Source organism: Bacillus sp. Root131 (genome assembly GCF_001429475.1).
In the GTDB taxonomy this organism is placed as follows: Bacteria; Bacillota; Bacilli; order Bacillales; family Bacillaceae_G; genus Bacillus_A; species Bacillus_A thuringiensis_S.
Window position 1 is genome coordinate 2,598,379 of the sequence record NZ_LMJQ01000001.1, and the last position, 12,999, is coordinate 2,611,377.

Below are 12,999 nucleotides of genomic sequence, written 5' to 3' on the forward strand. Positions count from 1 at the left end.
AACACAAAAATTCTTTGTGGATCTTACCGATTAGTTTAATAAAACTAATCGTTTTTTATTATGAAAAATTTAACGCTTTTTGAAAATTGTATTTTGTAATGAGTATATGACTATAAGTTCATATAAAATGAACGTTTGGAGGAATAGAAAATGACTAACGATTTAATTCAACTAATCGATTCATTAATGGTCAATATTCCAGCTGGAGAGGTAGTATTAAGAGATGATCGAATAAAAAAAGAATGGCTAGTACAAATTCAACCATTTCTTCTTGCAAAGTATGCTGTAACAATGGAACTATATGATGCTATTACAAATAGTACATTAAATAATTTTGAAAAAAATCATAAACCAGTTGTAAATATTTCATGGAACGATGCCATTGCGTTTTGTAATGTACTTTCAAAAATAGCGGGATTAAAAGAATATTATTCTATTAGTGATGTTGGTCAAATTGTGAAATGTAATTTAGATTCGAATGGCTACCGATTACCATCTGAGGCAGAGTGGCAATATGCATGTAAAGCAAGTACAACCGGATATACATACGGGAAACTTCTTGATATAGCGTGGTATAATGAAAATTCAAATGGACAAATTCATGACGTTGGCCAAAAGGAACCGAATGCATGGGGACTTTATGATATGCTAGGGAACGTTTGGGAATGGTGCTATGATTTGTATGATGAAAAAGTATACGGATCATACCGCATTTTTCGTGGAGGTAGTTGGGCGGAGGCAGCGAGAGGTTGCGGCGCTACTTGTCGTCGCCGAAGCCATCCCACATTTCATATAGAAGATCTCGGTTTTAGACTTGCTAGGTCAATTTAGCAGGAATATGATACGAACAACAAAGAAAAGAGTATGGAGAGAATCCATACTCTTGCTAACATAGAAATGATTTAACGTAAGGAGTGTTTATAATGGCGCGTGTTTTATGTATTAACGCTGGATCAGAAGGACATATAAATCCAACTTTACCGGTTGTAGAAGAATTGATTTCTCGCGGTGAAGAGGTCGTTTATTTCTCAATAGAAGCTTTCAGGGAGCGGATTGAAAAGACAGGTGCTACTGTACGAACGATTGATGACCAAAAATTTATAAAAGCGTTTCTATCTGGAGGCAGAAATTATTTACAGGAAAGAATAAACGGTCTTCTACATACAGCGGATATTGTTATACCTAGTGTTCTAGAACAAATTGAAGGTGAACATTTTGATTACATAATTCATGATTCTATGTTTGGCTGTGGGCACTTAATTGCTCAAATTCTTAAACTGCCATCCATAAATTCATGTACATCTTTTGCGCAGGATGAAAAATCTTTTGAACAAATGTTAGGTCATCTGTCAAAAAATATTCCAGTAGAAATTCATGATAAAATACAGAATGATTTTCAAAACTTAACGAAGGGAATTGCTGAAAAATATGGTGTTGAAATAAAATCACAGTATGAAGTTTTCTGTAATCCTGCACCCCTTACTATTGTGTATACAATTAAGGAGTTCCAGCCTTTTGGTGATACGTTTGATGAAACATATAAATTTGTAGGACCATCTATCTCTGCACACGTGAAAAACAGAGACGTTGATTTTACTTCAATTGAAGAAAAAAGTCCGATTTATATTTCATTAGGTACTGTTTTTAATGAAGCGATTGACTTTTATAAACTGTGTATGAAGGCCTTTGAGAATAATGAGCATACAATTGTTATGTCTATTGGTAATAAAACGAAAATAAGTAATCTAGGCGAAATTCCTAAAAACTTCATTGTGAAACACTATGTGCCTCAAACCGAACTGCTTACTTATACGAAACTATTTATTACACACGGCGGGATGAACAGTACGCATGAAGGACTATATAACGGGGTTCTGCTCGTTGTAATACCGCAAAGTGCAGATCAGCCAGCAATCGCAAAGCAAGTGGAGAGTCTTGGAGCAGGAGTTCAATTACATATGAATGAATTAACCGTGGAGAAATTGCGTGAAAGTGTGGAGTTAATTTTAAATAACCCTTCATATAAAGAGGCTGCTTTGAATTTGAAGGAATCATTCCGAACATCGGGTGGATATAAGGAAGCTGTTGATGAAATTTTTACATTTGTAGGTCAGTAATAAATATAAAGTTATACATGAAAAAAGTGTCTATATTAAATGATATAGACACTTTTCTGTTGTAAGAAGAGAAGAATTGTTTAAATGGAAAAAATGAAAATACTAAATGTGAATTTTGAGAACTAAGTCTACAATTTCTGCTGCACACTTTTATTTTATCCCGTATTAACCGACCGTAAAACCCCAACTAATTAAAGTTTTACTTTATGATTTCAGGATGTGGTTTTATATGTTAGTAATAATTTCACTGTTTCTGCACAACTTCTGCACATGCTTAGGCGAGTTCTATGTCATGATATATTCATAAAGTGAAATATTTCACAAGGAAAAAATATATTTTCACTGCGGTGTATGCATAATTAATACATACATCGGTACAAGTTTGTCTCTTGTTATTCTTTTACATCAAAGCCCACATTCCACTACAAAGTATAACAAGAAGGAGACATGAACATGAATAATCGATTTTTAAAACAACTACAAAACATGAAAATGAACAAAAAAAGTTTAGGAGCTGTAGCATTAACAGCTGGAATTATTAGTACGACACTTATTCCTCAAAATGCTTATGCGCACGGTTTTGTTGAAAAGCCCGGTAGCCGATCCGCTTTATGTAGTCCAACTTATGGTGCGCTAAATGTAAACTGCGGAAGTGTTATGTATGAACCACAAAGTTTAGAAGCTCCAAAAGGGTTCCCACAAGGTGGTCCAGTAGATGGACAAGTTGCTTCAGCAGGCGGAAAATTTGGTGGTATTTTAGATCAACAAACAGCAAATCGTTGGTTTAAAAATACAATCACTGGTGGGGAAAATACATTTACTTGGAAGTATACTGCGCCTCACTTAACGAGTAAGTGGCATTACTATATTACTAAAAAAGGATGGAATCCAAATAAAGCGCTAACAAGAGCAGATTTTGAACCAATTGGAACTGTGCAACACGATGGTTCTGCAGCTTCAAATAATTTAACTCATAAAATTAATGTACCTACTGATCGTAGTGGATATCATGTGATTTTAGCAGTATGGGATGTAGCTGATACAGCAAATGCATTCTATAATGTAATTGATGTTAATCTTATTAATGATGTGAAACCAGACATAGAAGCGCCAAGTATTCCAAATGGACTTCAGACGAAAAAAGTAACAGCGAATAGTGTAGAACTAACATGGAACTCTTCTACGGATAATGTAGGGGTAAAAGGATATCAAATCTTCCGTAACGGAGAGATGATAGATACAATACTAGGCACTCATTTTATTGATAAGAAATTACAACCAAGCACAGAATACTCTTATACTGTAAAAGCAATTGACGCAGCTGGAAATGTATCGAAAGAAAGTACAGCGCTTACAGTAAAAACAACAGTTGCGACTCCTGATACAGAAGCACCAACACAACCAAAAGGATTACATAGTATGGGAACGACAGCATCAAGTGTGGATTTAATGTGGAGTCCATCTGACGATAACATTGGTGTAGACCATTATGATATTTATAGAGAAATAGAAGGATTAATGAAAAAGATTGCAACATCCAATACAACTTCTTATATGGATAAAAATCTGCTTGCTAATACTACTTATAAATATGTAGTGAAAGCTGTTGATGTAGCTGGAAATGAATCCGTACAGAGTGATATATTCACAATTACTACAAAAGCTGAAAGCGCTTCATATGAAGCGTGGGATGCAAAAAAAGCATATAAAAAGGGAGATAGAGTTCTACACGAAGGAAAAGTATATGAAGCAGTCCAGAGTTATCAAGGAAATGGTGATCCAAACTGGATTTATGCATTATCATTATGGAAAACAGTGTAAGCTTTACCTAGGCATGAACTAAGAGATGATGGGCTTTGATGCAAAAGGGAATCTTGAGAATTCGCTTTTCTATTTATAAAAAAGACGACGTATTCAGCGTCGTCTTTTTTTCTAAATTTTACTTCCCTTCATTCAATGATGATAAGTCCCGTAATTAATTAAACTAAAGTGTTATTTTAATAAAATAGCGGGAAAAGGAGAGATTTATAGAAAAATCGTTGTGTATGATTCTAAAATGTTTTTGAAAATGTATGGAGTGAAATAAAAAGAACCCTTTGTAAAACGGGTTCTTTTGGTGCGTTAATCTATTAATTACAATCTTGATGATATTCATCACACGAATCTTTATTATCGTTACAGCAAATACAAAATGTTTTTTGCACAAATAAACTAACTATACTAGTAGGGCCTTCCTGTTTCGTAAAAGTAAGACTTTGAAAATCTTCAACTTGAAATATTTTTGTTTGAACAGGTTGTAATGTTGTAGTAATTGGGCGGCTAGATTTTCTTGTTAGAATAGTTACTTGAACGGGTGCACTCATCCCGACAACGAATAACTGAATTAATGTTTTATTATGATTGTTTGTGAAATCCTCAAATACAGTTTGTGGAGCGGTGGTTTCAAGGAAAACAGATAAAGGTATATTTCCATTTGCATTTTCTTCAGAACCAGTTATCGTATGAGTTTCAATAAAACAGTTATTTTTTTGATCGTTCGAATACGATTGGTTTTTATAATATTTTTTACCATCTTTATAAAAATAATTAGCCATAATTATTTTGCTCTCCTTTCTTTGGGATATCAATATATAGTATTAATTAAAAGGAAAGAGTGCTTGTACTAAAGAATAATATCCGCTCTTGAAAATAATTGAAAAAACAATTTGATATGCATACTATTTGAGAATGTTGTAGTTTCTAACTAAAAATAAGCACACATTAAAGTGTGCTCTAGATAAGAAAGGTAAGAATCTTATGAATGGAGAATCTCCATTCAATAACATATGCTTGTCAAATTTTAAGGTGAAAACTTTTTAACAAGAAAGTTATTCAGAAAATTTTCCTGTGATGATAAAATTATATTTTTGATTTTAAATGTTTGGAATTATGGATGTCGAGATGGATTTTTAAAAAAATTATAGAAATTTAATTTTACTATAAATAAAGGAGCAGTTAGCCAAGTTTAACTAATCGATATATAGATATTATATTGAGTTATGTATTGTATTCGAGGAGGAATAAAGAATGTGTACGTATTGGGAAACGTATTTAGAGAATTCTCCGAGAAGCAAGAAAAAAATAAATGAGCCGTTAGCAAAAGCTAACGGCAAACAGGGATGTCACACTAGATGTATTTATAATATTAAAGAAATATTGATTTTTATTCAAATGGAGAGAAGTAGGCTATTAACATGGAGATGCATAAATTCATATCCTGTAAGTAGTAAATTAATGACGGGATAGATTGAAAATGGATGATCCGATTAAGGAGATAGTTGGTGCTTGGTTTGTTGCAGTAGGGACAATTATTGCTGCGGTTGGTAGTACACCTTTTAAAAAATTGAATGACGAATTAAGAAGAGATTTAAACGTATGGGGGAATGTATTACAGGCAACAGGGAACGGCCTAGAAGCTGATGGACAAGGGGAAATATCTCTTGAAAAAATCGGTAATGAAATCCAATCAATTGGTAATGTAACGGTTTTAACAGGACTCATTATAGAATTTGAAGATAATACACAAAAAAAAGTAGTGATTGCAGGGAATTGGATTCAAGCATTAGGTGGTATTACATCAATAGGTGGTGAATTAGAGGATAGTTCCGACATAGATGAATCGTATAACATTGTTGGGAATGTGTTACAAGCGACTGGAAATTCATTACAGGCAATAGGTGGAATAGATGAATTGAAAGCTAGTCGGGATAAAGTGGAAGAAATTTCGGAAGGAAATGAGGAGGATGGACAGATTATAGTGATTACGGGGAGCTGGATTCAAGCGGTTGGTTCAGTAGTTTCATTAATCGGTCAAATAAGAGAAGAAAGACAAGAGATTTTAGACAACAATTCATAGTGAGTTTAATAAAATATTCTTTTTAAAGTGAAAGCAAACAGAATATAGTGCGAATAGAAAACTAGAGAATGCCAATTTCATTAAGGGTGTTTTAAGACTATGTATGCTAGGTTCTTTGCTTTCAAGTTAAAAGTTCTTTCATTGGAATATTCACTAAAGAGACTTTCAAGTGAATAAGATACAGAGAGGTGACTATATGAATAAACAATATAGTCACCTTTCTATTATGATAACATTTTCGTCATAAGTATATGTGGAATGCTATCTTCCATGAATATATCAGAAGAAGTTTGATAGCCTAATTTTTTATAAAATCCTTCAGCTTGTGTTTGACCGTGTAGCTTCACTTTTGTAACTTGTTCGTTACGAGCAATTTCTTCTAACGTTTGAATGATAACTTTACCTAATCCGTATGTACGATAATCTTTTAAAATACAAATACGTTCTAATTTTCCGACACCATCAACAAATCGTATACGCCCTGTGCCTACAGGAAACTCATGATAATAAACTAAAATATGTTTACATTGCTCTCCGATTTCATCGAATATATCGAATTCATCTGCAAGAGGGACACCTTGTTCTTTTACAAATACTTCTTTTCGAATGTGAAAGGCAGTTTCTAAATCAGTAAGTTCTGTTATAAGTTTGGATTGCAAAATGTTCAGTCCTTTCTAGTGTAATCAGCTTGTGTTTTCATAGTATATCATAATAAAGTGCTATTAAGAGAAGATGAACATACTAAAAAGCCAACTTTAAAAAGTCAGCTTTTATTACAATTCCTTTATCCCATTTTTAGTGCAGATAATTGCTTTACTCGTCATACTTATAAACAATCCTGTTTCAACTACACCAGTAATCATTTTTAATTGGGTGTGTAAATGGGCAGGATTAGAAATATGATTAGAGAATATACAATCGATAATCATGTTATTGTTATCGGTTATATAGGTTTCATTATTTTTCAAACGTAATGTTGTTTGACACCCTAAAGACTGAATTTTATTTTCGGTTTGTTTCCATGAAAAAGGGATGATTTCAACAGGTAATGGAAAATTACCTAAATGTGTTACAAGTTTCGATTCATCAGCAATGATAATTAGTTCTTTAGAGGAAGAGGCAACGATTTTTTCACGAAGTAATGCACCACCACCGCCTTTTATAAGTTGTAAATTTGAATCGATTTCATCCGCTCCATCAATTGTAAGATCAAGACTTTGTACGTCGTTTAACGAAATTAGGGGGATATTTAGTTGCTGTGCTAATGCTTCAGTTTCCTTTGATGTCGGTACAGCTTGAAATGATAATCCTTCTTTTACATACTCACCTAATTTTTGTATTGTCCAATATACAGTAGAACCTGTACCAAGCCCAATCTTCATGCCATCATTTACAAAGTTAGCAGCATATTCGCCAGCGAGTTGTTTTAAATTCATCGCTTTACTCCGCCGGACGTGGCCCAGCATCAAGACTTGAATTTTCAACTGTAAGTACCGGACGAACGACTATATCTTTATGTACACGCATTTGACAAGATAATCGTAAATGATCTTCAATCCCTTTTTCCGTCATTGCATGTTTCTCATTCGCACTCGCTTCACAGAAATCACCTGCTAGTATTTCTACTCTACAAGTCGTGCAACGTGCATTCCCGCCGCAACGATGGAGAATGTTGACACCGCTATCTTCAATTGCTAATACTAACTTTGTTCCTTCTTTCACATCAAAAGTTCCCGCACCTTCAATTGTTAATTTTGGCAAATTTGTTCCTCCTCACGTAAAATTGTACATAACATATTTATGACCGCGAATTCTTGAACATAAACATTATTTTTTTATACCCCCGTAACTTTTTTAAATGTAGAATCGTTTATTAAGTAAGCGCTGAAAAGGAGTGGTTATTTTGTGCACAAAAGTAACTCATGTTTTAAAGAATCATATCGATATGAATCATTCAAATATAAATTTTTTAATTGAACAATATGGAGAGCTAAAAAGATACTGTACTTTTTTAACGAAAAACAAATGGGATGGGGAAGATCTCGCCCAAGAAACGGTGTGTAAAGTGCTTCAAAAATATAGAAATAAAGATATTTGTATGACACTCGTCTATAAAATAGCTAGAAATCGTTGGTTAGATCAGATGAAGTCTAAGTCTGTTCATGAAAAAATAAGAGAACAAATCACTGTTGAAGAACCACATGAGAACATTGCAGATTTGCATGAAATGGTAGGGAAAGTATTGTCTTCATTAAATGTACAGCAATCCGCAATTTTATTATTAAAAGATGTTTTTCAATATAGTATCGCTGATATTGCTAAATTGTGTTCTGTATCAGAAGGTGCAGTGAAAGCTTCTTTATTTCGGAGTAGAAATAGGCTGAAAACTGTAAGTGAAGAAGGGATCGAGATAGTCGAATTCACAGAGGATATTGAAGTTGTTGTAACGTCTATTCGTGAGGAAAGACCGGAATTGTTAACGAAACTTCTTCCGACAATAGATTTTACTAAGTTACCATCTAAACAGCCAGTCTTATTATTTAGTGTAAAAGAACCTTCTTCCTACAGTTGTATGCTTTGCGTTGCATAACAAGTATTGGGGGGATTTAAAATGAATGCAATTCCATATGTAGTAGAACAAACAAAATTAGGAGAACGTTCCTATGATATATATTCAAGGCTATTAAAAGACCGCATTATTATTATCGGTTCAGAAATTAATGATCAAGTAGCGAGTAGTGTCGTAGCTCAACTATTATTTTTAGAAGCAGAAGATGCAGAAAAAGATATATATTTATATATCAATAGCCCAGGAGGTTCAACGACAGCAGGTTTTGCAATATTAGATACGATGAATTTAATTAAACCAGATGTACAAACGCTATGCATGGGCTTTGCGGCATCATTTGGTGCATTGTTATTATTATCAGGAGCAAAAGGAAAACGGTTTGCGCTCCCTAACAGTGAAATTATGATTCATCAGCCGCTTGGTGGTGCACAGGGGCAAGCAACAGAAATTGAAATAACAGCAAAAAGGATATTAAAGTTAAAGCATGATATTAATAAAATGATTGCAGAAAAAACAGGCCAACCGATTGAAAGAGTAGCGCATGATACAGAAAGAGATTATTTTATGACCGCAGAAGAAGCTAAGGAATATGGAATTGTAGATGATGTTGTTACGAAAAAATAAGATAAAAAGGCTAGAGGATATGTTAATTCTCTAGCCTTTTTATTAATCTTTTACCCATTCATCAACTAATGCTTGATTTTTTTTAATCCATTTTCGCGCAGCTTCTTCAGGATCTTTTGTTTTATTTAACATGACCATTAACGTACCAAGTTGTTCATCGGTCATTTTCCATTTATCAAAGTATTTTATAACATCTGGGTGATCTTTTTCGAAACCTTTACGAACGGAGTAATAAATGTCATCTTTTTCACCATATACTTTCTTAGGGTCTTTTAAATATTTTAAGTCAAATTCTGAAAAACCCCAATGCGGATTCCAAAGCGTAACAGCGATTGGTTTCTTTTTCGTATATGCTTTCTTTAATTCACTCATCATCGCAGCTTCTGAGGATTGGACAAGTTTTAGTTTTATATCATATTCTTTCATTGCTTTATTCGTTAAATTCATAAGACTACTACCAGGTTCGATACCGACAATTTTATTATCTAATTCATCTTTATGAGCATTTAAGTCTTCAATACTGTTAATATTTTTCACATAGGAAGGTACGACTAGACCAAGTCCAGTACCTTCGTACCATTTTGATTTTAAGACAATATCATCTTTATAACGATCGTTTAGCGGCTTATCCGTAACGGGTAGCCATACTTCTAAATTCGCATCAACATCACCACGAGCGACACCAGTCCAAATTGCGGCTTTTTCTAAATACATGAGCTCAACTTTGTAGCCTTTTTCTTCTAATAAAACTTTCCACATGTTTGCAGTTGCAATATTTTCTTTCCAACTTGTTACACCAAGTTTAATTTTTCCTTTCGAATTTGCATTTGTTGCATTACATGAAGTGAAAATCATAGTAATAAATAATGCAAGGCATATAAACCAAATTTTCTTTCGCATCGAAAACCTCCTAAGTAGTGTTTGCCTTATAAAATAAATGTATAAGTAAGCATTCTTATTATGAACGGAAACGAGAATTTTAAAGAAATCTTATGAATGTCATTTTTATGTAATATTTCTTTGCAAAATCGCAACACTATGTGAATAGATGGGTAGAAAAGGAGTAGTGACATGGATAATACAAAGGTGCGTGTTGAAAACGTAACAAAAGTATTCGGGAAACATCCGCAAAGAGCCCTTTCTTTATTAAAAGAGGGGAAAAGCAAATCGGAAATTTTAAAAGAGACAGGAATGAACGTTGGTGTAAAAAAAGCAACGTTTGAGGTATACTCTGGAGAAATTTTCGTTATTATGGGTTTGTCTGGTAGCGGGAAATCTACGCTAGTTCGTATGTTAAATCAATTGATTAAACCAACTGCAGGTCATATATACATAGATGGTGAAGACATCGCAACGATGGGAAAAGAAGAGTTACGGAGAGTAAGAAGAACGAAAATGAGTATGGTATTTCAGAAGTTCGCTCTATTTCCGCATCGTACGGTTATACAAAATGTTGCATATGGTTTAGAAATACAAGGGGTTTCGGTAGAAGAGCGAGAGAAAAAAGCGTTAGAATCGCTACAGTTAGTAGGACTCGATCATCATAAAGATAATTATCCAAGTCAACTTAGTGGTGGTATGCAGCAGCGCGTTGGAATCGCAAGAGCACTAACGAATAATCCAGATGTATTACTAATGGACGAGTCATTCAGTGCATTAGATCCACTTATTCGAAAAGAAATGCAAGATGAATTGTTAGAGTTACAAGATAAAATGGAAAAAACGATTATATTTATTACACATGATTTAGATGAAGCGCTTCGAATTGGGGATCGTATCGCATTAATGAAAGATGGAGAAATTGTCCAAATTGGAACGCCAGAAGAAATTATGATGAGCCCCGCTAATGAATTCGTAGAAAAGTTTGTTGCGGATGTGAATTTAGGAAAAGTAATTACAGCGGAATCTATATTAAAACGACCAGAAACTTTATTAATTGATCGTGGACCACGTGTAGCCCTTCAAATTATGAGGAATGCAGGTGTTTCAACTGTATATGTTGTCAATAAAAAGTATGAGTTTTTAGGTATATTAACCGCGGATGATGCGAGTAAAGCAGTTCAAAAACAATGGCCGATTGCTGATTTATTACTTAATGATATTCCGCATGTGTATTTAGATACTTTACTGGAAGAGACATATGCAAAAATGGCGGAGATGAAATATCCGTTACCAGTAATCGATGAGAAGAAAAGGCTAAGAGGAATTATTAAACGTGAAAGTGTCATTCAAGCTCTTGCAGGAAACATTGAGGAAGAGGTGAAAGACGATGAATAATATACCACGTATTCCTTTAGGAGAATGGGTCGACTCATTTGTTGCAAGTTTATATGAGCACCTTGAAGGCATATTCCGAGGTTTCTCTTATATTATCGGCGGATTCGTTGATTTACTCACTAATTTTTTAACAATAATACCGGCCATATTGATGATTATTATCCTTTGTTTCCTCATTTGGTACACAACGAGAAAAGTATCATTAATTATTTTTACACTAATCGGCTTATTGTTTATTTTAAATATTAACTACTGGGCACAAACGATGCAAACATTAGCACTCGTACTTACGTCTGTTATTATTTCAATTATTGTCGGAATTCCAATTGGAATATTAGCATCTCAAAATGAACGTTTTTCAAAATTTTTAAAACCAACATTAGATTTTATGCAAACAATGCCGGCATTCGTATACCTCATTCCAGCGATTACATTTTTCGGAGTTGGTGTAGTACCTGGAATTATTGCATCGGTAATCTTTGCAATGCCACCTACAATTCGTTTTACTGACTTAGGAATTAGACAAGTTCCAGAAGATTTAATTGAAGCAGCGAATGCATTTGGATCCACAGCATCACAAAAACTATTTAAAGTACAATTACCACTTGCAACCGGAACGATTATGGCTGGTGTGAACCAAAGCATTATGCTTTCGTTATCAATGGTTGTAACAGCGTCACTTGTAGGAGCTCCTGGGCTTGGAGTTGATGTATATCGCTCGGTAACACAAGTTAATATCGGAATGGGATTTGAAGCTGGATTAGCTATCGTAGTAATCGCAATTATATTAGACCGAATTACACAAGGGTTCCATACGAAAAGAAAATAATGACCAAAAAACACACTTTTATACTACAAAGTGTGTTTTTTATTGCATCCAGTTTACATACGAACGATAACAGAACCTCCAGCTGGTGCACAAACTTGGTTTTGCTGTTGTTCCATGGATTTAATTAATTGATTATTTTCTTAGCTAACTGACTTTCAAGGCTAGCGATGCGCGGCATCATATATTGTGAATCATGATGCAATGTATTCCTTACAGGATGGGGGGAATAAACATACTGTTGATTTATATTTGGATTCCAATGAGGATGCATTTGAATCGTTCCTCCGTCAATAAATTACGGATCTTTCTTATAGTAAATGCCTATATATATTTAATGGTTACTTGAAATTTTTTCATTATAAAAGGAGTATGTACAGAAAATGGAAAATATTATATATGAAGTTAAAGTGCTTTTTTTGAAAAGATTCAAGCGAGATAGTGCGTATATTAATACATTTAAGTGAATGCATGTTGTTTAGGGAGAAATGATGGGAGGAGATGCAATTTTGGCTAAAAATAAAAAAAGAAATGATGCTTTGGCAATAGGTGTCGGTATAGGGGTTGTAATCGGTGTATTTCAAGGGCACTTTACAAATAATTTAGTAATCGGAATTGTGATTGGGATTATAATTGGGATTGCGTTTTTGAAGAAATAATGAGGTGTAAATTCATTTCAAAGTTGTAGTAT

15 protein-coding genes and 1 pseudogene are annotated in these 12,999 nt (G+C 33.9%); 10 read left to right on the forward strand and 6 right to left on the reverse strand.

The window, feature by feature from the left end; all coding sequences use genetic code 11:
* Positions 1-150 precede the first annotated feature (150 nt).
* From ASE54_RS13055 to ASE54_RS13065, 3 genes are all read left to right on the forward strand, one after another.
* Positions 151-831, forward strand: a complete 681-nt coding sequence (locus ASE54_RS13055) for an SUMF1/EgtB/PvdO family nonheme iron enzyme (RefSeq protein WP_000180349.1) — start codon at positions 151-153, stop codon at positions 829-831.
* Between the two features lie 92 nt (positions 832-923).
* A complete protein-coding gene (locus ASE54_RS13060; protein ID WP_000124872.1) occupies positions 924-2,117 on the forward strand; it encodes a macrolide family glycosyltransferase in 1,194 nt (397 codons plus the stop codon).
* A 453-nt stretch (positions 2,118-2,570) separates the two neighbouring features.
* Positions 2,571-3,938: a lytic polysaccharide monooxygenase gene (locus ASE54_RS13065; RefSeq protein WP_014895274.1), complete on the forward strand. Its 1,368-nt coding sequence runs from the start codon at positions 2,571-2,573 to the stop codon at positions 3,936-3,938.
* 308 nt (positions 3,939-4,246) lie between these two features.
* Here ASE54_RS13065 and ASE54_RS13070 read toward each other — a convergent pair whose 3' ends face one another.
* Positions 4,247-4,711 (reverse strand): hypothetical protein, encoded by a 465-nt coding sequence (locus ASE54_RS13070; RefSeq protein WP_000024965.1) that lies wholly within the window; start codon positions 4,709-4,711, stop codon positions 4,247-4,249.
* 472 nt (positions 4,712-5,183) lie between these two features.
* On the opposite strand from ASE54_RS13070, the gene ASE54_RS13075 reads away from it, so the two are divergent.
* Together ASE54_RS13075 and ASE54_RS13080 are read left to right on the forward strand one after the other, a co-directional pair.
* Entirely contained in the window at positions 5,184-5,402 is a 219-nt protein-coding gene (locus ASE54_RS13075) for a hypothetical protein (RefSeq protein ID WP_000337734.1), read from the forward strand.
* Positions 5,403-5,409: 7 nt separating this feature from the next.
* Positions 5,410-6,012: a hypothetical protein gene (locus ASE54_RS13080; RefSeq protein WP_000342605.1), complete on the forward strand. Its 603-nt coding sequence runs from the start codon at positions 5,410-5,412 to the stop codon at positions 6,010-6,012.
* A gap of 224 nt (positions 6,013-6,236) precedes the next feature.
* Here ASE54_RS13080 and ASE54_RS13085 read toward each other — a convergent pair whose 3' ends face one another.
* The 3 genes from ASE54_RS13085 to ASE54_RS13095 form a co-directional block, all read right to left on the reverse strand.
* Entirely contained in the window at positions 6,237-6,671 is a 435-nt protein-coding gene (locus ASE54_RS13085; protein WP_001190875.1) for a GNAT family N-acetyltransferase, read from the reverse strand.
* A 114-nt stretch (positions 6,672-6,785) separates the two neighbouring features.
* Positions 6,786-7,448 carry a ribose 5-phosphate isomerase A gene (gene rpiA, locus ASE54_RS13090; protein WP_001049995.1) on the reverse strand — a complete coding sequence of 221 codons (663 nt, stop codon included), beginning with the start codon at positions 7,446-7,448 and terminating at the stop codon, positions 6,786-6,788.
* Between the two features lie 4 nt (positions 7,449-7,452).
* Complete coding sequence (locus ASE54_RS13095; protein WP_001125391.1) at positions 7,453-7,773, reverse strand: 2Fe-2S iron-sulfur cluster-binding protein; 321 nt, start codon at positions 7,771-7,773, stop codon at positions 7,453-7,455.
* Positions 7,774-7,915: 142 nt separating this feature from the next.
* Here ASE54_RS13095 and ASE54_RS13100 point away from each other — a divergent pair, with 142 nt between their 5' ends.
* Together ASE54_RS13100 and clpP are read left to right on the forward strand one after the other, a co-directional pair.
* Positions 7,916-8,602, forward strand: coding sequence for an RNA polymerase subunit sigma-70 (locus tag ASE54_RS13100; RefSeq protein ID WP_000337517.1), 687 nt, complete (start codon positions 7,916-7,918; stop codon positions 8,600-8,602).
* A 21-nt stretch (positions 8,603-8,623) separates the two neighbouring features.
* Positions 8,624-9,205 (forward strand): ATP-dependent Clp endopeptidase proteolytic subunit ClpP, encoded by a 582-nt coding sequence (gene clpP / locus ASE54_RS13105; protein WP_000991620.1) that lies wholly within the window; start codon positions 8,624-8,626, stop codon positions 9,203-9,205.
* Positions 9,206-9,247: 42 nt separating this feature from the next.
* On the opposite strand, the gene ASE54_RS13110 is transcribed toward clpP, so the two are convergent.
* On the reverse strand, positions 9,248-10,105 hold the full coding sequence (locus ASE54_RS13110) for a glycine betaine ABC transporter substrate-binding protein (RefSeq protein WP_001227626.1): 858 nt from the start codon (positions 10,103-10,105) through the stop codon (positions 9,248-9,250).
* A 171-nt stretch (positions 10,106-10,276) separates the two neighbouring features.
* Here ASE54_RS13110 and ASE54_RS13115 point away from each other — a divergent pair, with 171 nt between their 5' ends.
* Together ASE54_RS13115 and ASE54_RS13120 are read left to right on the forward strand one after the other, a co-directional pair.
* Positions 10,277-11,482, forward strand: a complete 1,206-nt coding sequence (locus ASE54_RS13115) for a glycine betaine/L-proline ABC transporter ATP-binding protein (protein WP_000370608.1) — start codon at positions 10,277-10,279, stop codon at positions 11,480-11,482.
* Positions 11,475-12,311, forward strand: a complete 837-nt coding sequence (locus tag ASE54_RS13120) for a proline/glycine betaine ABC transporter permease (RefSeq protein WP_001059837.1) — start codon at positions 11,475-11,477, stop codon at positions 12,309-12,311. The genes ASE54_RS13115 and ASE54_RS13120 overlap by 8 nt, the downstream gene beginning before the upstream one ends.
* A 53-nt stretch (positions 12,312-12,364) precedes the next feature.
* On the opposite strand, the pseudogene ASE54_RS35725 reads toward ASE54_RS13120, so the two are convergent.
* Positions 12,365-12,582: pseudogene (locus ASE54_RS35725) on the reverse strand (hypothetical protein).
* A gap of 217 nt (positions 12,583-12,799) precedes the next feature.
* Between ASE54_RS35725 and ASE54_RS13125 the strand changes: the two are divergent.
* The gene (locus ASE54_RS13125; RefSeq protein WP_000508401.1) at positions 12,800-12,967 is read left to right on the forward strand and encodes a hypothetical protein; all 168 of its coding nucleotides are present in this window, start codon (positions 12,800-12,802) and stop codon (positions 12,965-12,967) included.
* Positions 12,968-12,999 lie beyond the last annotated feature (32 nt).